The sequence below is a fragment of the Roseibium marinum genome (assembly GCF_002906165.1).
GTDB classification, from domain to species: Bacteria; Pseudomonadota; Alphaproteobacteria; order Rhizobiales; family Stappiaceae; genus Roseibium; species Roseibium marinum.
Genome location: NZ_PPCN01000001.1, coordinates 1,095,555 through 1,120,878, shown reverse-complemented (window position 1 = coordinate 1,120,878; position 25,324 = coordinate 1,095,555). Strand labels below are relative to the sequence as shown.

General features: G+C 59.8%; 20 protein-coding genes. 10 read left to right on the top strand and 10 right to left on the bottom strand.

Annotated features, from left to right (window positions below):
* The first annotated feature begins 266 nt into the window (after positions 1–266).
* The 3 genes from CLV41_RS05285 to ftsH all read left to right on the top strand — a co-directional run bounded on the left by CLV41_RS05285 (position 267) and on the right by ftsH (position 5,050).
* Positions 267–1,310 (top strand): Fe(3+) ABC transporter substrate-binding protein, encoded by a 1,044-nt coding sequence (locus CLV41_RS05285; protein ID WP_103221155.1) that lies wholly within the window; start codon positions 267–269, stop codon positions 1,308–1,310.
* 193 nt (positions 1,311–1,503) lie between these two features.
* Positions 1,504–3,123 (top strand): ABC transporter permease, encoded by a 1,620-nt coding sequence (locus CLV41_RS05280; protein ID WP_208987348.1) that lies wholly within the window; start codon positions 1,504–1,506, stop codon positions 3,121–3,123.
* 103 nt (positions 3,124–3,226) lie between these two features.
* A complete protein-coding gene (gene ftsH / locus CLV41_RS05275; RefSeq protein ID WP_103221558.1) occupies positions 3,227–5,050 on the top strand; it encodes an ATP-dependent zinc metalloprotease FtsH in 1,824 nt (607 codons plus the stop codon).
* A 63-nt stretch (positions 5,051–5,113) separates the two neighbouring features.
* Here ftsH and CLV41_RS05270 read toward each other — a convergent pair whose 3' ends face one another.
* The 3 genes from CLV41_RS05270 to CLV41_RS05260 form a co-directional block, all read right to left on the bottom strand.
* Positions 5,114–7,321 (bottom strand): putative bifunctional diguanylate cyclase/phosphodiesterase, encoded by a 2,208-nt coding sequence (locus CLV41_RS05270; RefSeq protein WP_103221153.1) that lies wholly within the window; start codon positions 7,319–7,321, stop codon positions 5,114–5,116.
* 556 nt (positions 7,322–7,877) lie between these two features.
* Positions 7,878–8,504 carry a CoA transferase subunit B gene (locus tag CLV41_RS05265; RefSeq protein ID WP_103221152.1) on the bottom strand — a complete coding sequence of 209 codons (627 nt, stop codon included), beginning with the start codon at positions 8,502–8,504 and terminating at the stop codon, positions 7,878–7,880.
* A 12-nt stretch (positions 8,505–8,516) separates the two neighbouring features.
* Complete coding sequence (locus CLV41_RS05260; protein WP_103221151.1) at positions 8,517–9,212, bottom strand: CoA transferase subunit A; 696 nt, start codon at positions 9,210–9,212, stop codon at positions 8,517–8,519.
* A gap of 228 nt (positions 9,213–9,440) precedes the next feature.
* Between CLV41_RS05260 and CLV41_RS05255 the strand changes: the two genes are divergently transcribed.
* Complete coding sequence (locus tag CLV41_RS05255; protein ID WP_235867058.1) at positions 9,441–9,734, top strand: DUF6460 domain-containing protein; 294 nt, start codon at positions 9,441–9,443, stop codon at positions 9,732–9,734.
* A gap of 23 nt (positions 9,735–9,757) precedes the next feature.
* Here the strand turns inward: CLV41_RS05255 and CLV41_RS05250 are convergent, their stop codons facing one another.
* The 5 genes from CLV41_RS05250 to CLV41_RS05230 all read right to left on the bottom strand — a co-directional run bounded on the left by CLV41_RS05250 (position 9,758) and on the right by CLV41_RS05230 (position 15,382).
* Positions 9,758–10,582: an ABC transporter permease gene (locus tag CLV41_RS05250; protein ID WP_103221149.1), complete on the bottom strand. Its 825-nt coding sequence runs from the start codon at positions 10,580–10,582 to the stop codon at positions 9,758–9,760.
* On the bottom strand, positions 10,579–11,499 hold the full coding sequence (locus tag CLV41_RS05245) for an ABC transporter permease subunit (RefSeq protein ID WP_103221148.1): 921 nt from the start codon (positions 11,497–11,499) through the stop codon (positions 10,579–10,581). The genes CLV41_RS05250 and CLV41_RS05245 overlap by 4 nt, the downstream gene beginning before the upstream one ends.
* Positions 11,500–11,506: 7 nt before the next feature.
* Entirely contained in the window at positions 11,507–12,616 is a 1,110-nt protein-coding gene (locus CLV41_RS05240; RefSeq protein WP_103221147.1) for an ABC transporter ATP-binding protein, read from the bottom strand.
* Positions 12,617–12,745: 129 nt separating this feature from the next.
* Positions 12,746–13,840 (bottom strand): polyamine ABC transporter substrate-binding protein, encoded by a 1,095-nt coding sequence (locus CLV41_RS05235; RefSeq protein ID WP_208987279.1) that lies wholly within the window; start codon positions 13,838–13,840, stop codon positions 12,746–12,748.
* A 153-nt stretch (positions 13,841–13,993) separates the two neighbouring features.
* Entirely contained in the window at positions 13,994–15,382 is a 1,389-nt protein-coding gene (locus tag CLV41_RS05230) for a glutamine synthetase family protein (protein WP_103221145.1), read from the bottom strand.
* A gap of 164 nt (positions 15,383–15,546) precedes the next feature.
* Here CLV41_RS05230 and CLV41_RS05225 point away from each other — a divergent pair, with 164 nt between their 5' ends.
* From CLV41_RS05225 to CLV41_RS05205, 5 genes are all read left to right on the top strand, one after another.
* Positions 15,547–16,251, top strand: a complete 705-nt coding sequence (locus tag CLV41_RS05225) for a GntR family transcriptional regulator (protein WP_208987278.1) — start codon at positions 15,547–15,549, stop codon at positions 16,249–16,251.
* 141 nt (positions 16,252–16,392) lie between these two features.
* Positions 16,393–17,799 (top strand): glutamine synthetase family protein, encoded by a 1,407-nt coding sequence (locus tag CLV41_RS05220; protein WP_103221144.1) that lies wholly within the window; start codon positions 16,393–16,395, stop codon positions 17,797–17,799.
* Between the two features lie 30 nt (positions 17,800–17,829).
* Entirely contained in the window at positions 17,830–19,224 is a 1,395-nt protein-coding gene (locus CLV41_RS05215) for an aspartate aminotransferase family protein (protein ID WP_103221143.1), read from the top strand.
* A gap of 205 nt (positions 19,225–19,429) precedes the next feature.
* Entirely contained in the window at positions 19,430–20,413 is a 984-nt protein-coding gene (mbfA, locus tag CLV41_RS05210) for an iron exporter MbfA (RefSeq protein WP_103221142.1), read from the top strand.
* A 560-nt stretch (positions 20,414–20,973) separates the two neighbouring features.
* Positions 20,974–21,693 carry a methyltransferase family protein gene (locus CLV41_RS05205; protein WP_103221141.1) on the top strand — a complete coding sequence of 240 codons (720 nt, stop codon included), beginning with the start codon at positions 20,974–20,976 and terminating at the stop codon, positions 21,691–21,693.
* Positions 21,694–22,290: 597 nt separating this feature from the next.
* Here CLV41_RS05205 and CLV41_RS05200 read toward each other — a convergent pair.
* A complete protein-coding gene (locus CLV41_RS05200) occupies positions 22,291–22,911 on the bottom strand; it encodes a LysE family translocator (RefSeq protein ID WP_103221140.1) in 621 nt (206 codons plus the stop codon).
* A 302-nt stretch (positions 22,912–23,213) separates the two neighbouring features.
* Positions 23,214–24,161, bottom strand: coding sequence for a DMT family transporter (locus CLV41_RS05195; RefSeq protein ID WP_103221139.1), 948 nt, complete (start codon positions 24,159–24,161; stop codon positions 23,214–23,216).
* Positions 24,162–24,230: 69 nt separating this feature from the next.
* Between CLV41_RS05195 and CLV41_RS05190 the strand changes: the two genes are divergently transcribed.
* The gene (locus CLV41_RS05190; RefSeq protein WP_103221138.1) at positions 24,231–25,136 is read left to right on the top strand and encodes a LysR substrate-binding domain-containing protein; all 906 of its coding nucleotides are present in this window, start codon (positions 24,231–24,233) and stop codon (positions 25,134–25,136) included.
* Positions 25,137–25,324: the final 188 nt, after the last annotated feature.

Genomic DNA, 25,324 nt, shown 5'->3' with positions numbered 1-25,324 from the left:
TCGCCGAAGGGGCGTGATCAAACATTTTCGTGATCGCGCCCGGACGGGCGTCCGCCTGGGGAACAAAAGCTGATATTTAAACTCTTGTTTTCGTACCGCTTTTCCGAAATATAGTGGAATGTAATTCTCCAGTTAGTTTTGAATAATTCTAAACTATTGATTTTACTTAATTTATTGACTGAGAACACCCTTTCCGACATATTCGCGCCCAACAGCCGCACCATTTTTGCCGTTGCGGCATGCGGCCGGATTTTTGGGAGTAAAACATGCGTGCCTCGTTCCAAGCACTCACCGGTGCCCTCGCCCTGACTTCGGCGGCGTTCGCAGCCGTTCCAGCGTCCGCCGATGGTGAAGTGAACATCTATTCATACCGTCAGCCGTTTCTGATTCAGCCGCTTCTGGAAGCGTTCACGGCTGAGACCGGCATCGAAACCAATGTCGTCTTCGCCTCCAAGGGCCTTGGGGAACGGATTTCCGCGGAAGGCAAGAATTCACCGGCCGATATTCTCCTGACTGTCGATATCGGTCGGCTGGATGGCGCCAAACAGCTTGGCATTACCCAGCCGGTGGTCTCAGAGACCGTCAACGGGAATATTCCCGAACATTTTCGCGATCCGGACGGGCACTGGATCGGCCTGACAAGCCGGGCGCGTATCGTTTACGCCTCCAGGGACAGGGTCGACCAGGACACGATCACCTACGAGGACCTCGCCGATCCGAAGTGGAAGGGCCGTGTGTGCACCCGCTCCGGACAGCATGATTATACCATCGGTCTGATCGCCTCGATGATTGCCCATCACGGTGAGGAAAAGACGGAAGAATGGCTCGCGGACGTCCGCGACAACCTTGCCCGCAAGCCGGCCGGCAACGACCGGGCCCAGGTTCAGGCGATATACGCCGGAGAATGCGACATCGCGCTCGGCAACACCTATTACATGGGCCTGATGGAGACCAACGAGAAAGAGCCCGAGCAGCAGGAGTGGGCAAACAGCGTTCGCGTGCTGTTCCCCAATGCCGCGGGCCGTGGCAGCCACGTCAACCTTTCCGGCGTGGTTTTGACGAAATACGCTCCCAACAAGGACAATGCGATCAAACTGATCGAGTTCCTGTCCTCCGAGGAGGCTCAAAGGCTCTACGCGGAAACCAACTTCGAATATCCGGTCACTCCGGGTGTGCCGGTGGCCGAACGCGTTCAGAACTGGGGTGAACTGAAGCCCGACACATTGCCACTGGCGGAAATTGCGAAGCAGCGCAAAGCCGCAAGCGAGCTGGTGGACAAGGTCGGATTTGACGACGGTCCGGCCTCCTGAAGACCGAAAATCCTTCTATCAGTGGAAAGCGCCGTTTCGCGACGGCGCTTTTTGCATTTTGAATGCATTTGCCTTTAGGTGATCTGATTGTTGTCACGCCCCATAACCAAGAAACAGTACCGCCTTGCTGCGAACGCCCTCCCTCACCTTTTCTGACCGCTTCTGGCAGGCTGCGGCGCTTGGTATCGCAGCGATGGTCCTGCTGCCACTGGGCGCGATTTTCTGGATTTCGCTGACACCGGCCGGGGATGTCTGGAGCCACTTGCTGCAGACCGTTCTGCCAGGAGCGCTGTGGACCACACTGCTGCTGATGCTCGGCGTCGGGCTGATCACCAGCGTTACGGGTGTCGGCACGGCCTGGCTGGTGACCATGTGCAATTTCCCGGGACGCCGGACCCTCGACTGGGCGCTTCTGGTACCGCTTGCCGTCCCGACCTACATCGTCGCCTTTTCCTATGTGGAGGTTCTCGAATATACCGGCCCCGTCCAGGGCCTGATCCGCGATATCTTCGGCTTCACGACCTCGCGCGACTACTGGTTTCCGGAAATCCGCTCGCTGGGCGGCGCCATCTTCGTCATGGGCGTGGTGCTCTACCCTTATGTCTATCTCACCACCAGAGCCAGTTTTCTCGTCCAGTCGGCTTCGACACTGGATGTGTCCCGCACCCTCGGGGCATCGCCCTACCGCCTGTTCTTCCGCATCGCGCTGCCGCTCGCCCGGCCGGCGATCGCGATCGGCATCTCGCTGGCGCTGATGGAATGCCTCAACGATATCGGCGCGGTCACCTTTTTCGGCGTCAGAACCCTGACCTTCTCCGTCTATGACACATGGCTGAACCGCTCCAGCCTGGGCGGTGCCGCCCAACTCGCGCTGGCCATGCTGCTGATGGTGTTTCTGCTGCTCTGGCTGGAACGGTTCGGGCGCCGCAAACAGCGGTTCGACGCGGGAGGCGGCAGCAAAAGCCACCCACCGACGCGCTTCGACCTGCGCGGATGGCAGGCCCTGCTTGCGTTTGCGCTGTGCCTGCTTCCCATCCTTCTCGGGTTTGTCGTTCCAGGTCTTCTTCTGGCCGACCGGGCCAGCCGGCGGCTGGACGAATTCTTGTCCGGCGGGTTTCTGGAAACCGCCTGGAACAGTTTCAGCCTCGCCGCCGTCGCCGCGCTCCTCACCGTCGTCATTTCCGTTTCGCTGGCCTATGCGCTGCGCCTCAACAACAAGGGAGCCTTGCGCACAGCCGTGCGCCTTGCCTCCATCGGCTATGCGATACCGGGAACGGTGCTTGCGATCGGCATCCTTGTTCCGCTCGCCCAATTCGACAATTTCCTCGACGGCCGCATGGAGGCCTGGTTCGGCGTCAATACCGGCCTGCTGCTGCTGGGGAGCGGCACGGGCCTGGTCTACGCCTACGTGGTGCGTTTTCTCGCCGTTTCCTACGGCCAGGTGGAAGGCGGCTTCGGCCGGATCACGCCGCATCTTGACATGGCGGCGCGAACCCTTGGCCGCGACAGCCGCCAGACCCTCAGTCAGATACATCTGCCTATCCTGAAACCCGTGCTGCTGTCCGCCGCGCTGCTCAGCTTTGTCGACTGCATGAAAGAACTTCCGGCGACGATCCTCCTCAGGCCTTTCAATTTCGAGACCCTGGCGACCACCGTCTTCGCGGCGGCTTCCCGCGAGGCCTTCGAGGAAGCCGCCCTGCCCTCGCTGGCGATCGTGCTCGTCGGCCTCATTCCCGTCATCTATCTCGCCCGCTCCAGCGCCTCCTCGTTCCGGACGAAACATTCAAAACGGCAGCCCGGCCCCGTGGTCTGAACAGCCGCGGCGCCGCAGCGCCTTGACAGCACCGGGTCAAATCGCCCCAATGGCGGCACTGCAGGAGCCTTTCCTGTTCGCATCATCCCGGGACAGATTTTCGATGGAAAAAAAACACCAGATCAATCTTTGGTACGCCTTCATAGCCATGATGATGGTGTTCCTCTTCCAGAGCTGGTGGACCACCTACAAGACCGTCGAGCCCATCCCCTACAGCGAGTTCGAGCAGAATCTCAAAGACGGGAAGATCGATGAGATCGCGATTGACCAAAACACCATCAGGGGCAAGTTCAAGGATCCTCTGAAGGACGGCAAACAGTATTTCGTCACCACCCGCGTCGACATGCCGCTTGCCGACGAACTCAGCAAATACGACGTCAAGTTCACCGGCGTCGTGCAGAGCACGCTTTTGCGGGACATCCTCTCCTGGGTCCTGCCAGTGCTGCTGCTGTTTGGCCTGTGGATGTTCTTCATTCGCCGGCTGGCGGAAAAGCAGGGCTTCGGCGGCATGATGACCGTCGGCAAATCCAAGGCAAAGGTCTTTGTCGAAACCGATGTCTCCGTGCGCTTTGAAAACGTCGCCGGTGTCGACGAGGCCAAGCGCGAACTGCAGGAAGTCGTTGATTTTCTGCAGGACCCCGCCTCCTACGGCCGCCTCGGCGCGCATGTTCCCAAGGGTATCCTGCTGGTCGGTCCTCCGGGGACCGGCAAGACGCTGATGGCGCGCGCGGTTGCCGGTGAAGCCGGTGTTCCCTTCTTCTCGATTTCCGGATCCGAATTCGTCGAGATGTTTGTCGGTGTCGGGGCTGCACGGGTGCGCGATCTCTTCGAGCAGGCCCGCAAGACGGCCCCGGCGATCATCTTCATTGACGAGCTCGACGCGCTCGGACGCGCTCGGGCAAGCGGCCCGATGGGGACAAATGACGAGAAGGAACAGACGCTCAACCAGCTCCTGACCGAACTGGACGGTTTCGATCCGTCCAGCGGCATTATCCTGCTGGCGGCCACCAACCGTCCGGAAATCCTCGACCCCGCCTTGTTGCGCGCCGGACGGTTCGACCGGCAAGTGCTTGTCGACCGCCCGGACAAATCGGGCCGCCGGGCAATCCTGGACGTGCATGTCAAGAAGATCAAACTGCTGCCGGACACGAACCTCGATCAGGTCGCCCAGCTCACCACCGGCTTTTCCGGGGCGGACCTTGCGACCCTGGTGAACGAGGCGGCCCTGCTGGCGACGCGGCGGAACGCGGACGCGGTGACGCTGCAGGACTTCAACGAAGCCATCGAAAGGGTCGTCGCGGGGCTCGAAAAGCGCAGCAGGATCCTGTCGGACAAGGAACGCAAGACCGTCGCCTATCACGAGATGGGCCACGCTCTCGTCGCCGCAAATCTGGAGGGCTGCGATCCGGTGCACAAGATCTCGATCATTCCGCGCGGCATCGGCGCCCTGGGATACACCATGCAGCGGCCGACGGAAGACCGATTCCTGCTCGCCAGCAGGGACCTGGAGAACAGGATGACCGTTCTCATGGGCGGCCGGGCGGCGGAAGATATCGTCCTGGGAGAAATCTCCACAGGCGCGGCGGACGATTTGCAGAAGGTGACGGAAGTCGCCCGGGACATGGTTATGCGCTTTGGCATGGAAACCGCGCTCGGCAACCGCGTCTACACCACCCAGAGACAGAACTTTCTGGGACTGCCCGCGGGTGACGCTAGCGAAGTCTCGGAACTGACGCAGCGGGAAATCGACCTGGCGATCAAGGCCCGCGTGGAAGCCGCCTTCACCCACGCAAAGGAGTTGTTGAACGGTCACCGCAAGGAACTCGACGAAGGAGCGCGGCTGCTGCTCGCCAAGGAAACACTGACCGATCAGGAGTTCCCGGCGATACGCCCGATTTCCGAACGCGGAAAGCACGCCGCCGAATAGGCGGAAACGGTTCACACCAACCGTCGTCCGCGGTCGATGGGTATCTATCCGAGGGAGCTGGTATCAGGCCGCGAAATGCGACCCTGTCCGACCGGTGTTCCCGCGGTCCGCGGCGGAAGGCAAGGGCTGCAGAAATCCCCTTGACCAGCTTTCGAACCGGTCCGCGGGCATCGGGCGGGCAAAGAGGAAACCCTGAGCGGTGGTGCAGCCGTGTTCCTTCAGGAAGACATGCTGTTCCTCGGTCTCCACGCCTTCGGCGACCACTTCGTAGTTGAGGCTCTTTGCCATCGCGATGATCGTCTGGACAATCGAGCGGCTGTGATGATCCGCCGCCAGACGGCTGATGAAGCTGCGGTCGATCTTGAAGGTGTTGAACGGCAGGCGCTGCAGATGCGCCAGGCTGGAATAGCCGGTCCCGAAATCGTCAATGGCAAAAGTTATACCCGCCTCCAGAAGGGGTTTCGTGGTCTGCGAAACCCCTTCTGGATCCGCCATCGCCACGGTTTCGGTGACCTCAAACTGCAGCAGCTCCGCCGGAAAGCCGGTAAAGTTCAGGATTTCCAGAACACGCGCGGTAAAGCCCGGTTTTTCAAGCTGCCGAATGGAGACGTTCACGGCGATCGGCATCGACCGGCCCCGATCCAGCCAGGCACGGCCCTGCAGGCAGGCAAGTTCCATGACCCGGTCACCCAGTTTGGCGATCAGGCCGCTCTCCTCGGCGACATCGATGAAACAGCCGGGTGCCAGCATGCCCCGTTCGGGATGATCCCACCTGGCCAGCACCTCGGCGCCGACCACCTTCATGGAGGCGCAATCGATTTTCGGCTGGAAGACGATCCTGATCTCGTCGCGAAGAAGCGCCGTCTTCAGTTCCGCTTCCAGGCGGATGCGCTCGCGGGCGCGGGTATCGCTTTCGATCTCGTTGTAGAAGCAGGCACGATTGCCCCCGGTCCGCTTGGCGGCGTACATGGCGATATCGGCGTTCTTCAGGATGGCCGTATAGTCTTCGCCGTCGTCGGGATAAGTCGAAACGCCGATGCTGGCGCCGACGGCCATGGTGAGACCACTGATCTCCAGCGGCTGTTCCACGCATTGCACGAGATCTTCGGCCAGGGTGCGAATATCGGTTGCCGATTTTCCCTCAGGCATGACGATGGCAAACTCGTCGCCTCCCAGTCTTGCCACCAGCGGGGACAATCCCGCCGGCCCGTGCCCCACCGCGTCCGCGGTGGAGCCGGAACCGATTGCGGTCTCGAGCGGGTGACAGACCGTGTTCAGCAGACCGCGCAATCTCGCCGCCACCTCCTTCAAAAGCGCGTCTCCATGGTCGTGACCATAGCTGTCGTTGATGCGTTTGAAGCGATCCAGATCGACAAACAGAACCGACATCCGGTTCGGCTTGCCGTCCGGCGCGGTCATGTTGCCGTTAAAGTGCTGGCGGAAGCTTTCCCGGTTCGGCAGACGGGTGACCGGGTCCACGTAGGCCAGTTCGTGGATCCGGGCCATGTTGTTGCGGATGGTGGCGACCATGTCGCGATAGGCCCGGGCCAGAACACCGATCTCGTCCGTGCGTTCGACCGGAAACGGCGCATCGAAATTGCCGGCACTGACGGTATGCGCCGTCTGGGTGAGTTCCTTGATCGGCCTGACGAAGTTTTCCGCGAAGTGGAAAGTGACCGGTACGCAGAACACCAGCAGTACCAGCGTGATGACAATGTTCCTGCCCCAGATGGCGAACAGGATCCCGTCCACGGACGTTCGCGTCACGGAGACATATGCAACGCCCAGGACCTGATCGTCTTTCATGTCCCTTACGGGCAATGCTATTTCGACGCCCTTCCTGGACTGGTGCGTTTGTTCGATACCGGTATCGAACGCCATCTGCACCAGCGGCAGAGTTTCCAGATCGTCGAAATAACTGGTCGCCGGATCGCTGTCGATGGTCACGGCCCTGGCCGGATCGAGAACCTGTGCCAGTTCCACCACGCCGCTGGCGGCGATGCTTTCAAGTTCCTGCTCGAGAATGAGATAATGATGATTGGTGAGATGCGGAACCGCGAGGCGGCTGACGGTCGCGCCGATCGCCCTGGCGTCGGAGACAACCCGTTGCTCCTCGTCCTTCAGATCCAGATAGCTCGCCACCATGATCATGACGACGGAAAGTGCCACGAACAGACCCGCGACAAGCAGCACGAAGCGGGTCCGGAGACTGGGAAGCCAGGACGACAGGACTTCGATGAGTTTTGTGACTGTCCTTGGCGTTCCAGGCACGCGACACCCCCTGAGAATACGCCCGGAGGTTACACGACAATTCTTGAGGGCAAGTTGATCCCCCTGCAAATCGGCCTGGAGAAATCGTAAACACTACGCAATTTGTTAGCCAGTAAAGCTTTACACGCCCGGCACCAAAGGAAAAGTCCAGAATTTACTGTTTTTATTGGTCTTTTTCTCAATCTAATCCGTTAATAAACGTGCATTTTTTATCAGTAAATTTAACCATTAGTGCCAATTCGAGACATGGGGGTCTCCCTACAGGGTCCTTGCCCGTCATTTCCTAAATTTTTTCAAACCGGTTTTTCCGCACCGCAGCAAACGTAAAGGGCGCCGGCGACAGACACCGGCGCCCCGAATGGCGGTTCCGCAATTTCCGTTTCAGGATAACTTGCTGAATTTCTCGGAATATCCCGCGTTCACTTGCACGCTGACAAGATACGCCAAAGCATGTCGCGTTAAATTGAATTCAGGAAATCGCCCGGACGCATTTGCAATGCAAACGCTGCCTCGGGCGTCTTCCTGAAACCATGAATCCGCTCAAACGCGACACCCTCTAGATCAGGTTGGCCTGAGTGCCTTGCTTCACGTCTTCCAGCGTCACGTCCGGCGCGAGTTCGACGACCTTCAGGCCGCCGTCGGCAACGTCGAACACACCGAAATTCGTGATGATCCGGTCGACGCATTTCACGCCGGTGAGGGGAAGAGAACATTCCTTCAGGAGCTTCGGATCCCCCGCCTTGGATGTGTGGTCCATGATCACCACGACGCGCTTGACGCCGGCGACCAGATCCATGGCGCCGCCCATGCCCTTGACCATCTTGCCCGGGATCATCCAGTTGGCCAGATCGCCGTTCTCAGAAACTTCCATGGCGCCGAGAATCGACAGATCGATATGGCCGCCACGGATCATGCCGAAGCTGTCGGCGGAGGAGAAATAACTGGTTTGCGGCAGTTCGGTGATGGTCTGCTTGCCCGCATTGATGAGGTCGGCGTCGACTTCATCTTCCGTGGGGAACGGACCCATGCCGAGCATGCCGTTTTCCGATTGCAGGGTTACATGAACGCCGTCGGGAATATAGTTCGACACCAGGGTCGGAATGCCGATACCCAGGTTCACATAAAAGCCGTCTTCAAGCTCTTGCGCGGCGCGCTTTGCCATATCATCACGTGTCCAGGCCATGATGCGTCCTCCTCAGGCTGCGCGCGTGGTGCGCTTTTCGATGCGTTTTTCAGGATTGCCGACGATGATGCGGTCTACGAAGATCCCGGCGGTATGGATGTTGTCCGGATCGAGTTCACCGATCTCGACGACCTCTTCCACTTCCACCACGCAGGTCTTGCCCGCCGTCGCCATCATCGGATTGAAGTTGCGCGCGGTCTTGCGGTAGACAAGATTGCCTTCCTTGTCGGCCTTCCAGGCCTTGACCAGCGCAACGTCGGCGATCAGGCCCGTTTCCAGGATGTAGGTTTCGCCGTTGAAATCCTTGTGTTCCTTGCCTTCCGCGATCAGCGTGCCGACACCGGTCTTGGTGTAGAACCCGGGAATGCCGGCGCCTCCGGCGCGGATCCGTTCCGCAAGCGTACCCTGCGGATTGAATTCCAGTTCCAGCTCACCGTTCAGGTACTGCTTTTCGAAGGTGGCGTTCTCGCCAACATAGGACGACACCATTTTCTTGATCTGGCGTGTCTGCAGCAGAAGGCCGAGCCCGAAATCATCCACTCCGGCATTGTTGGAAATGGCGGTGATGTCGCCGGCTCCGGAATCGCGAAGCGCGACGATCAGGTTTTCCGGAATACCGCAAAGACCGAACCCGCCGGCCATCACCGTCATGCCGTCAAAGGTGAGCCCCTCCAAGGCCGCCTTCGCATCCGGGTAGATTTTGTTCATGTGTTACTCCCAATCCGTGTCGTTATACCAAGGAACGTTGATTACGATCCTTGGTATCAGGCGCATGAGCGGCACATTTACCGCTTGCCCCTCTCCGGTCAAGATCTCATTGATGCAATGCAGCGAAAAACATGAGCGCACCGTCAGCAGCACAGCCCATCGTAATTCCCCGCGGTTTGAACCGTCACCGGCGGCGTCTTGGCGGTTTTCTGCCGGGCTGAATATGGTATGACGTTTTTTATCCGGCAAAGAACGACATCAAGAAAGATACCGCAGCCCGTGTACCAGTTCCTGTCGACAATTATCAAGATCGCGGTCATATCGCTGCTTGTCGGCGCCGGGCTGTCACTTATCGACATTTCCGCGGAAGACATCCTGGGTTTTGTCGGCCTCAGCCCCATGGCGCTGTGGATCTATCTCAATCTCTTCATCGACTGGGCGATCCCGAACATGATCCTCGGAGCCTTCATTGTCGTGCCGGTCTGGCTGCTAATTTATCTCTTCAGGCCGCCAAGCACCTGATTTCCAGTACATATGAGGACCGGTCACCCCTCAGCCCCGAACGCCGTCCGCTCGTCGCGTTCCTTTTGAACCTGCTGCCGCCGGGTCGCGAGGGAAGCGGCGATCACGCCCATGGTGACCAGGACAACGAGAATGGTGCAGACGGCATTTATTTCCGGCGTCACGCCCAGCCTGACCTGGGAATAGATCTTCATCGGCAGGGTCGTCGCCCCCGGTCCGGTGGTAAAGCTGGCGATCACCAGATCGTCGAGAGACAGGGTGAAGGCCAGCATCCAGCCGGCAACGACGCCCGGCAGAATGATCGGCAAGGTGATCAGGAAGAAGGTCTTGACCGGCGGACAACCGAGATCTTCCGCCGCCTCCTCGATGGACTTGTCAAAGCCCACAAGCCGCGACTGCACCACGACGGCCACGTAGCACATGGCGAAGGTGGTATGCGCCAGGATCACGGTCCAGAAGCCCCGCGACTGGTCCATGGCCACGAACAGCAGCAGCAGCGACAGGCCGAGTATGACCTCGGGCATCACCAGCGGCGCGAAAATCATGCCGGAGAACAGCGAGCGTCCGATGAAGCGGCCGGAGCGCACCAGAACCAGGGCCGCAGCGGTGCCGAGCACCGTCGCGACGCTGGCGGAGACGAAAGCCACCCTGAGCGTCACCCAGGCCGCGTCCAGAAGCTGCTCGTTGTGAAGCAGCGACACGTACCATTCGACCGAAAACCCGCCCCAGACCGTGACCAGCCGGCTCTTGTTGAAGGAGTAGATCACCAGGAGCACGATAGGCAGATACAGGAACGAAAAGCCCACGACGAGCGATGTGACATTGAACCAGGTCGGGCCGCGCGTCATGCCTCTTTCTCCGCAATTTTCTGCTGCTGGTTCTGGAAGAGCACGATCGGGATCACCAGGATCATCAGCAGGATCACGGCAACGGCGGAAGAGACCGGCCAGTCGCGGTTGTTGAAGAACTCGGTCCACAGCGTCTTGCCGATCATCAGCGTATCGGAACCGCCGAGCAGATCGGGAATGACGAACTCGCCGACGGCGGGAATGAAGACCAGGAAACAGCCGGCGATCACGCCGGGAAGCGACAGAGGCAGGGTGATTTTCCAGAAGGCCAGCCAGGGCGGGCAGCCGAGATCCTCGGCGGCTTCCAGCAGGCTGCCGTCGAGCCGTTCAAGGCTGGCGTATAGCGGCAGGACCAGAAACGGCAGGTAGGAATAGACGATGCCGATATAGACCGCGATGTTGGTGTTGAGGATGACCAGGGGCTCGTCGATGACACCGATGGCCAGCAGAAGCTGATTGAGCAGGCCTTCGTTCTTCAGGATGCCGATCCAGGCATAAACGCGGATCAGGAAGCTGGTCCAGAACGGCAGGATCACCAGCATCAGCAGCGTCGGGCGAAGCGACTGCGGGCTGCGGGCCATGCCATAGGCGATCGGATAGCCGATCAGCAATGTCAGGAAGGTCGAGATGCCGGCTATGACGACCGAGGATATGTAGGATTTCCAGTAGAGGTCGTCTTCGGTCAGCCAGAGATAGTTCTCGACGGACAGTTCGCCCAGGTTTTCGATGAAGGCCTGCCAGCCGGAGGCAAGATCGAAGGTCGGGATATAAGGCGGAATGGCGACCGCTATCTGCGAGAGGGAAATCTTGAAGACGATCAGGAACGGCGCCAGGAAGAAGATCAGCAGCCAGACATAGGGCACCGCGATCAGCGTCCAGCCTCCAAGGGTTCTCTTTACGGGGACGGGTTCGTCCATCGTTCTCTCACCCCCTCAAAATGACGCCGGCGTCGCGGTCGAACGCAAGGACCACCTCGTCATCCCAGGTGATGGGATTTTCGACCATGCGCGAGACATTGGCGAAGGTGGCCCGCAAAATGTTGTCCTTTTCAGCCTCGCCGACCTTTGAATGGATGATGGAAACATCGCCGAGATAGGCGATATCCCAGACGAGACCGTTGATCTGGTTGGTGGCGTCCTCGTCACGGCGGCCGTGCGCGATGCGGACCTTTTCGGGCCGGATCGCATACCAGACCCTGTCGCCTATGCCGGCATCCGTTTCCTGGTCGGTCTCGATGGCGAGGCCTTCGCAGACTGACTCAAGCCGCGTGCCCGACGCGGATTTTTGCGAGACCGTGGCCTCGATCAGGTTCACGTCGCCGATGAAATCGGCCACGAACCTGGAATTCGGCGCTTCGTAGATTTCCGCCGGTGTCGCCACCTGGACCAGTTCGCCCTTGTCCATCACCGCGATCCGGTCGGCGACCGTCATCGCCTCTTCCTGGTCATGGGTGACGATCAGGAAGGTGGTTTTCAACTCTTCCTGAATGTTCATCAGCTCGAACTGGGTCTCCTCGCGCAGCTTTCTGTCGAGCGCGCCCAGCGGTTCGTCCAGCAGCAGAACCTTGGGCCGTTTCGCCAGGGAGCGGGCCAGCGCGACGCGTTGACGCTGGCCGCCGGAAAGCTGATGCGGCTTGCGCTTGGCGAACTGTTCCAGCTTAGTCAGGCGCAGCATCTCCTCGACGCGGTCGCTGACCTGCGAAGCACTCAGCTTGTCCTGTTTCAGGCCGAAGGCGATGTTCTTCTCGACGCTCATATGCGGAAAAAGCGCATAGGACTGGAACATCATGTTGGAGGGACGCCGGAAGGCCGGAATACCGGCAAGATCCTGCCCGTCCAGAAAGATCTGTCCCGATGTCGGGGTTTCGAACCCGGCCAGCATGCGCATCAGGGTCGTCTTGCCGCAACCGGAGCCGCCGAGCAGCGCGAAAAACTCGCGTTCATAGATTTTCAGGGAGAGATTGTTGACCGCGGTGAAGTCGCCGAATTTCTTGGTGACATCGCGGAACTCAATGAAGGGCGGATGGTCCGGCATTTCCCAGGGGGCGTATTCCCGGCGTACAGGCCCTATCGATTTCTTCGCCAAAACAATCCCCCGCCCCTAAGAGAATATTCAAGTAACTGGCCGGGCTCTGCCGTGAAAGCCCGGCCGTGCCTTGAGGACCTACTGGCCGCTTTTCACCGATGTCCAGGTGCGGGTGACAATCCGGTTCACCTTCGGCGGATAGGAGGTCACGGTGTAAAGGTTCTTCACCGCCTCCTCGCTCGGATAGATCGCCGGGTCACCGATGACGTCCTCGTTGAGGAGTTCCTGGGACGCCTTGTTGCCATTGGCGTAATAGACGTAGTTGGAAGCCTTGGCCATGACGTCCGGCCGCATGATGTAGTTCAGGAACTCATGCGCTTCGTCGCTGTGCGGCGCGTCGGCCGGGATCGCCATCTGGTCGAACCACATCAGCGCGCCTTCCTTGGGAATGGAATATTCCACGGTCACGCCGTTGTTGGCTTCCGCCGCCCGGTCACGGGCCTGCAGAACGTCGCCGGACCAGCCGATCGCCAGGCAGATGTCGCCATTGGCCAGCGCGTTGATATATTCGGAAGAATGGAATTTCTGCACATAGGGACGGATGGTCTTGAGCAGGTCGCCCGCCTTTTCGATATCCGCCGGGTCCTTGCTGTCCGGGTCCAGCCCGAGATATTTGAGCGCGGCCGGGAACATTTCGGTCGGCGCATCCAGAACATGGACGCCGCAATCCTTCAGCTTCTCCATGTTCTCCGGCTTGAAGAACAGGTCCCAGCTGTCGACCGGCGCATCCTCGCCGAGGGCGGCCTTCACTTTTTCGACGTTGTAGCCGATGCCGGTGGTGCCCCACATGTAGTTGATGGAATAGGCATTGCCGGGATCGTATTTTTGAACCCGTTCCTCGATGTCCGTCCACATGTTGGACAGATTGGGCAGCTTGGATTTGTCGAGTTCGGCGAACACGCCCGCCTGGATCTGACGGGCAAGGAAGGTCCCGGTCGGCACGACGATATCGTAGCCGGTTCCGCCGGCCAGCAGCTTGGTTTCCAGCACTTCGTTGCTGTCGAAGACGTCGTAGACGACCTCAATCCCGGTTTCCTTGGTAAAATCCTCCAGGATCGACTCGTCGATATAGTCGGACCAGTTATAGACCCTGACTTCCCGATCCTGGGCGATTGCGGCACCGCTCAGCAGGCTGAGTGCGGCAACACCGGTCAACATGGATTTCAATGACATTTTTGAAACTCCCCTTCAGAGATTTGCGGTGACCTGATCGTGGTCATGTTCGTTGATTTCAATCGGCCTTAGCCGCTTGTCTTGACTTGTCTTTCCCGAACTTTGACGACGGGCCGGGTTTTTGTCCAGCGCCGATTTTGGGCAGCCGCTGCATCACAAATAGGTCCGACGTTCCAGGGAGGAAATCTCCCGCCCGAATTCGTTCAGTTCTTCCCGTTTGATCTCGGTCAGCACCTTGTGCATTTCCTTGCCCACGGCCTGTTTCATAAACTTGGAGGCTTCAAAGGCATCGATGGCCTCGTCCATCCAGGGCGTAAGGCGCTTCCTGCGCTTTTCGTAGGCATTGCCGGTGACCGGAGCCGGCGGGTCCTTCTTCAGCCGCAGGCCTTCCATCATCCCCTCCAGAACACCCGTCAGAACCAGATAGGGATTGGCGTCGGCACCGGCGATCCGGTGTTCCACGCGCGCCGCCTCCGGCGTGGAGGCCGGAACGCGCAGGGCGACCGAACGGTTGTCATAGCCCCAGCAGATCGAAGCCGGTGCATAGGACCCCGGCTGCATGCGGCGGAAGCCGTTGAAGGTGGAGATGAACAGCAGCAACGCCTCCGGCATGGTCTTCAAAAGGCCGTTGATGGCGTAGCCGAGCTGTTCGCCTCCCTTGTCCGGATCGGCGAACAGATTGCCGTTGTCGTCCTCCATGGAGACATGCACATGCATGCCGTTGCCCGGCCATTGCACGAAGGGCTTGGCCATGAAGGAGGCCTTGAGCTCGTGCTTGCGGGCGACGCCCGCCACCAGCCGGCGCAGCAGCACCACGTCATCGGCCGCCAGCAGCGGGTCGCGCCGGTGGTGCAGGTTCAGTTCGAACTGGCCCGGGGCAGCTTCGGACACGGCGGCATCGGCCGGAATGCCCTGGGCTTCGCAGGCCCTGCGCAGATCGTCGACCACGGGCAGCAACGCCTCCAGATCCGAGAGCGCGTACATGTTCTGGCGGGCGGGACCGAGATGGGTTGAAAACAGCGGTTTGGGCTGCTCCGTCCAGTCGCCGTCACTTTCCTCGAAGAGGTAGAATTCCAGCTCGAAGGCGCAGGTCGCGGTGACACCGAACTCCTCCTTAAGCCGGTCCACCGTGGTCTTCAAAACGTGACGCGGATCGGCGGGAAAGGGTTGCCCGTCCCTGTCGTACATGGACAGAAGCACCTGGGCGGTCTTGCGGTCGGTCCACGGCACGAGCTTCAGGGTTTCCGGGATCGGCCAGCAGACGCCGTCCTTGTCGCCCGTTTCCAGATGCATGCCGGTGGCCTCGACCTCGCGGCCCCAGACATCCAGCCCGAAAAGCGAATAGGGAAAGGCGACGCCGCCTTCAAACACCTTCGGCAGCGCCGTGCCGGGAAGCCATTTGCCGCGCAGGACGCCGTTGGTATCGGGAAGGACAACTTCCAGTGTGTCCAGGTCCGGATGCTCGGCCATGAAGGCGTCGAAGTCCGTCTTCCATCCGGGTTCGGCGGGATGTTCAAGAGTCTGGTGGGGAAGCTCGTTCATTGAGAGTCTGTTTGCCCCTGTATCGGCTGGCCCTGACCGGAACGCTATCGGCGACGGGCAGTCCGCTTTTGTTTGCTTGCTTTCCAAAAATGTGATCACTTTCGCTTCAGCCTGTCAAGGCGGATCACACAAATCGGTCTTTCAACTGTTCGAGGATCACGTCATTGCCCCTCCGGCGCTCCGCTCTGCAATCCGGACCGACAAAGCCTGAGGCCGGTCACACTCCGTCGCGCGGCGCGACCCGCGAACAGGTGGACGCGGCGATCCGGGCAGGTCTGCTGACAGGGCGCTTCATTCCCGGAAAAGCGGTGACGATCCGGGGACTTGCGACGGAACTCGGCGTGAGCCCGATGCCGGTGCGCGAGGTTCTCCAGCGGCTTGCTGCGGAAAATGCCCTGGAAGTCAAACCCAACGGCCGGGTTCAGGTGCCGGACATGACGCCCGCCCGTTTCGACGAGGTCCTCAAGGCGCGCCTGCTGCTGGAGCCGGAACTTGCCGAACTGGCGCTCCCCCACCTGACCCCCGGCGATGCAGGCAACCTGCAATCCATCGACAACGACATCGACGATCGCCTCATCAGCGGTGATGCGGAAGCCTATATGCGGTTGAACCACGCCTTTCATTTCAGCATCTACCGGGCCTCCGGCTCGAAGGTCCTGCTGCCCCTGATCGACAGCCTGTGGCTGCAATTCGCCCCCTTCATGCGCACGGTCTACGGCCGGGTCGGCACGGCCAGCCTGGTGGACCGGCACAAGGAAGCCATCCGGGCGGTGGAACTGCGCGACAAAGAAGCCTTGCGCTCCGCCATCGCCGCCGATATCTCCGAAGGCATGGGTCTGTTGGGGAAGGAAATTCTCGCCGGTACATGAGCCTGTTGATCCCTTCCCCATCTCATGTCATTTTGTGATCACAAAATCCTGCTGCCTGCAAAGGCACCGGACACAGGATTGGTGATCGGCCATCGTCCCGAACCGTTTTCCTTTCCCGGTGCCTAACAATTGGAGCCTCCCGTGACCGCAGACACGCCTGCCAGTGAAATCCAGAGCCCGTCGGACAGCCTGCGCGGTGTGCCGGATGTCGATGCCGCGCGGGAATGGCTGAATGCGCGCAACATTCAGGACATCGAATGCATCGTTCCCGATATCGCCGGTGTCGCGCGCGGCAAGATGATGCCGACCGGAAAGTTCTTTTCCGGCCCGGTGATGACCATGCCGGCGTCCATCTTCGCGCAGACGATTTCGGGAGACTATCCGGAAGACGATGACCGGTTCCAGCACAACGCCACGGATGGCGACCTGTATTTCCGGCCGGACTACAGCACCCTGACCACGGTTCCCTGGGAAACCGATCCGACGGCCCAGCTCATTCACGATGCCTATACGCGCGAAGGCGATCCGCTTGAAACCGCCCCGCGCAATGTTCTGAAGCGTATCCTGAAACTCTACGAGGACAAGGGCTGGGAACCGGTCATTGCCCCGGAAATCGAGTTCTACCTGGTGCGGCCCAACACCGACCCGGACTACCCGCTCGAGCCGCCGCGGGGCCGCTCCGGACGTCCGGAAGTCGGCCGCCAGTCGTATTCCATTTCCGCGCTGAATGAATTCGACGATCTTATCGACGACATCTACGACCTGTCGGAACAGCAGGGCCTCGAGATCGACACCATGATCCACGAGGAAGGCGCCGCGCAGATGGAGATCAACCTGCGCCACGGCAATCCCCTGGCCCTGGCGGACCAGGTCTTCCTGTTCAAGCGCACGATCCGTGAAGCCGCGCTGCGGCATGAAATGTATGCCACCTTCATGTCCAAGCCCATGTCGAACCAGCCCGGCTCGGCCATGCATATCCACCAGTCGGTGATCGACAAGGAAACCGGACTGAACATATTCGCCGGAGAAAACGGCGAGGAAACGCCGCTTTTTCTCTCGTTCATCGCCGGCCACCAGAAATATCTGCCGAAGGTGAGCTGCATCATGGCGCCTTTCGTGAACTCCTACCGGCGGTTCTCGAAAACCTCGACCGCGCCAGTCAACGTCTACTGGGGATACGACAACCGGACCGTGGGGCTGCGCGTGCCTTATTCCAACGCCCAGGCCCGGCGGCTGGAAAACCGCATTCCGGGCTCCGACGCCAACCCGTATCTGGCCATCGCCGCAAGCCTGGCCTGCGGCTACCTTGGCATCGTCAACGGATTGAAGCCGGACGCCCCGAAGGCCGACGACTGTACCGACAGGGCCAGATCCCTGCCGCGCGGCCTGCCCGAGGCTCTCGGAAAATTCGAAAAAGCCGAAGAGATGATCGAGGTTTTCGGCGAGAAGTTCGTCGCCACCTACCGGGCGATCAAATACGAAGAATTCGAAACATTCATGTCCGTGATCAGCCCCTGGGAGCGGGAATACCTCCTGCTCAACGTCTGATCCCGTTCAACTCTATCCGGAGCTTCCGCCATGACGGCCCATTCCAACGTCTATCCGACCAAGGCCCTGCAGGACCTTGACGCCGCCCACCACTGGCATCCCTTCTCCGACATGAAGTCGCTGAACGCGGAAGGCACCCGGATCATCACCAGCGCCGACGGCGTGTGGCTGCGGGATTCGGAAGGCAAGAAGATCCTCGACGGCATGGCGGGCCTGTGGTGCGTGCAGGTGGGCCACGGGCGCACTGAGATCGCCGACGCCGTGCACAAGCAGATGGTCGAGCTGTCCTATTACAACACCTTCTTCAAGACGACCCATCCGCCCGCCGTCGCGCTTTCCGAAAAGCTCGCCAGCCTCGCGCCCGCTCACATCAACAGGGTATTTTACTGTTCCTCCGGCTCGGAGGCCAACGACACCGTGTTCCGCATGGTGCGCACCTATTGGGACAAACTCGGCAAGCCGGACAAAAAGGGGATCATCGGACGCTGGAACGGCTATCACGGCTCGACGCTGGCCGGCACCAGCCTCGGCGGCATGAAGGCCATGCACGCCCAGGGCGACCTGCCGATTCCCGGCGTATATCACATCGACCAGCCCTACTGGTTCGGCGAAGGCCATGAGATGGATCCGGATGAATTCGGCATTTTCACCGCCCGGAAACTGGAACAGGCCATCGACGAGATCGGCGAGGACAAGATCGCGGCCTTCATCGCCGAACCGGTCCAGGGCGCCGGCGGCGTCATCATTCCGCCCGACAGCTACTGGCCGGAAATCCGCCGTATCCTCAAGGAACGCGACATCCTGTTCGTCTCCGACGAGGTGATCTGCGGTTTCGGCCGCATGGGCGAATGGTTCGGGTCAGGCTACTACGGCATGGAGCCCGACCTGATGCCCATCGCCAAGGGGCTGACCTCCGGCTACCTGCCGATGGGCGGCGTTATGGTGTCCGACCGTGTCGCCGAAGGGCTGATGCTTGCCGGCGGCGAGTTCTACCACGGCTATACTTATTCAGGCCATCCGGCCTGCGCGGCGGCGGCACTCGCCAATCTGGAGATCATCGAGCGAGAAGGCCTTGTCGGCCGGGTGAAAAACGACATCGGCCCCTATCTCAAGGAGCGCTGGCTGAAGCTCGCCGGGCATCCGCTGGTCGGCGAAGCGCGGATGACCGGCCTCCTCGGCGCCCTGGAACTGGTGCCGAACAAGACCAATCCGCACAAGCCGTTCCGCGACGCGGGCACGGCCGGCACCCTCTGCCGCGACATTTCCTTCGAAAACGGCATGGTGATGCGCGCGGTCCGCGACAGCATGATCATCTCCCCGCCGCTGGTGCTCACGCACGAAGAGGCGGATCTCCTCGTGAAGACCGTCGAGAAGACCCTCGACGACACCTTCCAGGTCCTGAAACAGGATGGCTTGCTGGGCTGATATCAGGGTGCTGGCCGCTCCACAGTAGACGGGGGCGGCCGGACATGACTTGCGTCAATGTGCATCCGGTCCCGTTCGTGGATTGTCGCTATTCCCGGCGAGGTTCCAGCCAGGGTCACGGAGCCGCGACCTTCCTTGAAGGGGCGCGGCCACCGGCAAGGCGCCGGGGTAATCTCAAGACGGAAGCTGCGACAAGAGGCCCTGCATGTTTGGACGGTTCTTCGGATTGGGGAAACGGGATTTTTCGACCCTTTCCGAGCAGGAGATCCTGGCGCTCGCGATTTCCTCAGAGGAAGACGACGCCCGGATCTACAACGCATATGCCGACGGCTTGCGCGAGCAGTATCCACAATCCGCCAAGGTCTTCGAGGAGATGGCCAGGGAGGAAAACACCCACCGTCAGCGCCTCATCGACCAGCACCGCGCCCGGTTCGGCGAGACGATCCCGCTGATACGGCGCGAACATGTGCGCGGCTATTACGAACGCAAGCCCGACTGGCTGGTGCGCCCGCTGGGCCTCGACAAGGTCCGCTCCATGGCCGAGACCATGGAGGACCAGGCCTATCGTTTCTATGTCGAGGCCGCCAAGCGGACTTCCGACGCCGGCACCCGCAAGCTTCTGGGCGATCTTGCCGCCGCCGAGAAGAGCCACGAGAGCCTGGCGCAGCGGCTCGGCCGCCAGCACACGCCCGAGGACGTGCGCGAGGGCGAACGCCAGAGCGAACGCCGCCAGTTCATCCTGACCTATGTGCAGCCCGGCCTGGCCGGCCTGATGGACGGATCGGTGTCGACGCTCGCCCCGATCTTCGCCGCCGCCTTCGCCACCCAGGATACCTGGCAGACCTTTCTGGTCGGCCTGTCGGCTTCCGTGGGCGCCGGCATCTCGATGGGGTTCACAGAAGCGGCCCATGACGACGGTGTTCTGTCGGGCCGCGGCTCACCGATCAAACGCGGTTTCGCCTCCGGCATCATGACCGCCATCGGCGGACTTGGCCACGCCCTGCCCTACCTGATCCCGCAATTCTGGACCGCAACGACGGTGGCCGCCATGGTCGTCTTCGTGGAACTGTGGGCGATCGCCTGGATCCAGAACCGCTTCATGGAGACGCCCTTCCTGCGCGCCGCCTTCCAGGTCGTGCTCGGCGGCTCGCTGGTCTTCGCCGCGGGCGTATTGATCGGAAACGCCTGATACCCTCCTCAGTAAAATGCGGCGCCTTGGGCCGTCGAGCGGGCGAAACCGGACGGTGTCCCGGCCGCTGCGAAGGCAGAATTAGTCAAGCACGGTCTCTTCACGGACGAGCAAATAGCGATTTACCAGCCGATCTGAAAACCACCCCATCCCGGTCAGGGACGGCAAGTTTAATTATCGACCGTTTCTGAGACCCTGATGTGAGCGCTTCAATGTCCACTCTGGCTAACGGTTTCGGGTGCCGTCTGGCCTTCGAAAGCCTCTTATACAGGAAGCCGCGGCCCGCGCACTCCAATCCATGGGGTTTCGTTTTTCAAGGTAGATCATGGGGCAGTTCCGAACAGCAGCACATGGTAGGCAGAGCGGGGTGAGCAAGCGGCTTATCCCGGTCCAAAGTCACGGCCTTAGCCGACCTTCAGTTTGTGGGGCTTTTTCCTTCGACACCCTTAGCTAGGTTGGGCTAACCGAGCATCCCACTGGACCTGCGCCAAAAGCCGCGCAGCCTGGTAATTTCATTCATTGGGCGCTTAATAGAAGTCGGGTGAGTTTGGGGGAAAGATATGTCATCGAAGATGGTTAGTCATAAGGCGGTTCAAACAGAACCCCTGCGCCAATGGCTCGGTATAGTTGTGGTGTATCTCTCTATCCCACTGGCTTTATTGGCCTGCGGAGGAGATTTCGGTTGGTGGCAGGCGTGGATCTATTCCCTGCTGATCGTTGTCGCAGGCATAGGGGGGCGCATTTGGGCGGAACAGCGGCATCCGGGCTTGATGGCCGAACGACAAAATATTGGGAATTTTCAAAGCGCGAAAGCTTGGGACAAAGTGCTTGCTCCGCTGATGGCGCTGAGTATTGGGTTCCCGATGGTCATTGTCGCAGGGCTAGACCACCGCTATGGCTGGTCCCCCGAATTTCCGTTATGGCTCATCGTGCTCGGCTTCATCTTGATCTCGCTCGGATACGCTTTCGCTGCGTGGGCATTGGCGGAGAACCGCTTTTTCTTGAGCGTGGTGCGTATTCAGACGGATCGCGGGCATGTGGTGTGTGACAGCGGCCCATACCGGATTGTGCGGCATCCGGGCTATGCAGGAAATATTCTGCCACTGCTTGGTATTGTGCTGGCCTTGGGCTCGTTGTGGACACTTATTCCGGCTGCGGTGGCGTTGATCATCGCGGTGATCAGAACCGTACTGGAAGACGAGACTCTACAGGAAGAGTTGCCGGGCTATCGAGACTATGCGCAGCGCGTGCTTTATCGATTGATTCCAGGGATCTACTGAGGGCCTCACCCACTTTTTCCGGGGCTGAATTGGTGGCCTCAACAAAACAAAGATGAGAGCTGGGTGCTAGGATCTGTGGACAATAAGGATTTGGTCGAGATTTGGCGGATTTCGGTCCCGACTGCGTCGGAAAGTCCTTGTGGTGGGGGGCACCACTGCGGACTTTCCTCCTGTTCGGACACCGAAATCCGGCTCGTGCCGCGACCCAAACCTAATTGTCCACAGACCCTAGTTATATCGCTTGAATTCCCAAGTCGGCTTGCGGCGCACATCCGTCACCCGTTCGCTGCGCTTCGCACCAACGGCTGCCAAGCGGACTTTTCGGGCTCCTGGTGACGCTACGCTGACCGTCGTGAGTGGGACCCGATTGCGGGTTGCGGCTTCTGGAGATCGGAACAGCAACAGCGGTCATTCGACGCGTGTGTAAATGGCGGGTTTGCCCACGTTTCCAAAACTCGCCCCATGCTTTGTGAACTCACGCTCCAAGTTCAATGTTGCCAATGGAAAATTTGCTTCCGGTGATGCTTGCACCAGTAATCCCGGAATGGCTCTGATTGTGAAAATGAAGGCCGTTGGCACCAGCCGTTATCCTGAAATCTACCGCGAAGCAGCTATCAATATGCTGCCGCCAAGTAGAAACGTGCCTCCGGCATAGCCGACCTTCTGCCTAGCCGCTCTGCTTTGGAATACCTGACGGGCACGAATGGCGATGACGGCGTAAGCCGAGAGCAGTACTGCAACCACAAGGGTCGAAGTTGCGGTTAAAATCGTCATCTGCCGGACAAGATTCCCGGCAGGGTCTATGAACTGCGCCAGAAAGGCCATGTAGAAGACAATCGCTTTGGGATTCAGGACTGCCGTAACGGCTCCTGCGCACAGACTGCCCCACCCTGTGGACGTGTTCCCGGATCCGGACAACTCAAACATGTCCTTTCGGGCATCGACAATCTGGCGACATCCAAGATATGCCAGATATAATACGCCCATCCACTTTACCGCCTGAAAGAGGAGCGCGGAGGCCGCGAGGACTGCGCCAACTCCCAAGAAGGACAGGAGCATCAAAACGAGGCCGCCGATCAGATCTCCGGCAACGCACATCATCGCGGCTTTCTCACCTCTGGTCAGCGCCTGGCCGACAACAAGAAGAACGCTGGGTCCCGGAATAAGTGTCAGGACGATGCAAGCGACCGTAAATGCGATCCAGTTTTCAAGAGGCATGTCGAGCTTTCACAAGTTTGGGCCAAGGTGACAGGTGGCGTTCCGCGAACGAAACGAGGTGTTCGTGATGTTCATTTTCAGCTTCGTTCCCTGGGTCGTAATAGACGCTCTTCGGTAGAATGGACTTCGTCCGGACGTTTGCGGACGTGCCTCAAGCCCCTGGCCATCCCAGCTGACCGGCTGAGCCGTCGTGGAATTTTCAATCTCATGTTTTCTCTCTCGATGGTCGGCTGCTGTCTCACGCGTGACGCATGAATTTGAAAATATCCGGCCAGAATTTTTCTGCGTTTATTGGGTCACTGTCAATCGTCCGCGATCATGGCATCGCTTGAAGGTTTTTTCCATGTCACAAGGATGGCGCCTGCCACAATCAGCGTCATTCCACCTGCCTCCCGTATGGTGGGCATTTCGTCAAAAAGGGCCGCACTCCACAATGCCGCGAACAGAAGATAGGCGTTGTCGAACACGCCTACGACCGGCGTGGGTGCCAGCCTGTAGGACTGGGCGACGGCAGTCGCAATAACGGCGAGCAGCAAGCCAAGCAGGGTCGCCAAAAGCCAGTCCTCAAGCCTTAACGTGGGCCAGACCGCGGATACGAAACTTTCGGTTCCTACCTGCGCGAACAGCGCAAGACCTATGATGAAGATGCCGCTGGTGAACACAAGGGTGATATTCAGGTTCAGCGCCATGATCGCGGGTGCTTCGTCCCGGCAACGGCTTCGGGTGATTATTGCCGCGAGAGCATAGAAAAAGGCCGCGATCAAGGGAAGAACTGTGGCTGGCGGCAGGTTGCCGACGGCTGGATTGGTCACGAGTAACACGCCTGAAAGCGTGAGCATGATCGCAACCCAATGCAAGCCATTCACCTCTTCCTTCAGAACGAACCGCGCAAGGAGTGCCATCCAGGCCGGCGAAGAGTAGTAGCACGCAGCCGCGAGAGAGAGGGACATCGACGGCAGAGCCGCGTAGTAGCAGAACCACATGGCTGTGAGGCAGAGGCTGCGTGCCCACACCCATGCCGGGCGCATGGGCGAGAACCGCTTTTCATTTGAGACTGCCATTACTGCGCCGGCGATCACAACGCCGGCTACGAGCGACCTCAGGAAGACGATCTGCCCAAGACCGAACCGTTCACCCGCGTCTTTCACCAAGACGTCGGACAGTGAAAGTAAAAAGACAGCGACCACAATAGCGGCGACCCCGAGCTTGCCGGGGCCAAATGAGCTTAAACGTGAGACAATCCATTCCATAAAAGATGGAAAGCAGATAGCAACGTGTTAAAAAATCGAATAATTGGCAAAAATGCATGAGTTTTTGGAATGGATTATAAAGCCCGTGCCCTACCACCATTGACGCGCCTCCGTCCGTTTGAAGCAGCAGCGCGCCTGGAGAGCTTTACCGATGCGGCCACCGAGCTTGGCCTGACCCAGACGGCCGTCAGCAAACAGGTCGCCGCGCTCGAAGATTATCTGGGTGTCCGTCTTTTCGAACGACGTAACCGGGCCGTATTCCTCACCGAGGAGGGACGCCGCTTCGGTCGCGTCGTCAGCGCTGCATTAACCGACATTGCAACCGAAGCAGCAGAGCTTCGCGGCGTTCGCCATCCCCAGGGGCTCCTTCTGCACTGTCAGCTTTGCGAGGCCTTTTACTGGCTGATGCCGCGCCTCTCGCGCTTTCATGAGCGCCATCCCGGTGTCGAGGTTCGCGTCGTCAGCTCATTGGCTCCTCTGACCCAAGCCGCCGAGCTTTTTGACGTTGCCATCCAAACATCCGGTCGCGCTTCCGGCAGTGCCCATCTGGCTTTCACCGTATCGGACGAAATTTTCCCGGTTGCCGCCCCGAACTTGATGGAAGGTGTGACGCTTCCAGTTCACCCACCGGATTTGCATGAATTTCCCTTGCTCTCGCATAGGGTTATCCCTCAGGACTGGATGGACTGGCCGGACTGGTTCGACGCCGTCGGCATGACTTCTCGGCAAGACGGACATCCGATCACTTTTGACAACTACCCGCTGGTGCTACAGGCCTCTGTCGCCGGCCAAGGCATCGCCTTGGGTTGGAGACGGACCGTGAGCAGCCTCTTGGAAGAAGGCAAGCTTATCCGGCCTTGTGAAGAGGTTGTCAGGCGCCCGGCTGAAATTTCAGTGTTTCGCGGGATAAGGCCCGGCAATCACAGGGAAACCCAGGCGCTCCTCGATTGGCTGCAAGAAGAATTTCAGCGGTAATTTATCGGGGTAGCAGCCGTTCATGCGAGCCGCAACAAGGGGCGAACCCACCCTTCGAGACCTGGGCCAAGAGCGCAACGAAAGCCGGCTTGTGCGCATACCTGGAATCCTGATGCGATTGTCCGGTTCAGGGAAGCATATCTGATGACGCGAACGACCGACTTGAAACTCAAAGCGGTCATCCCTCC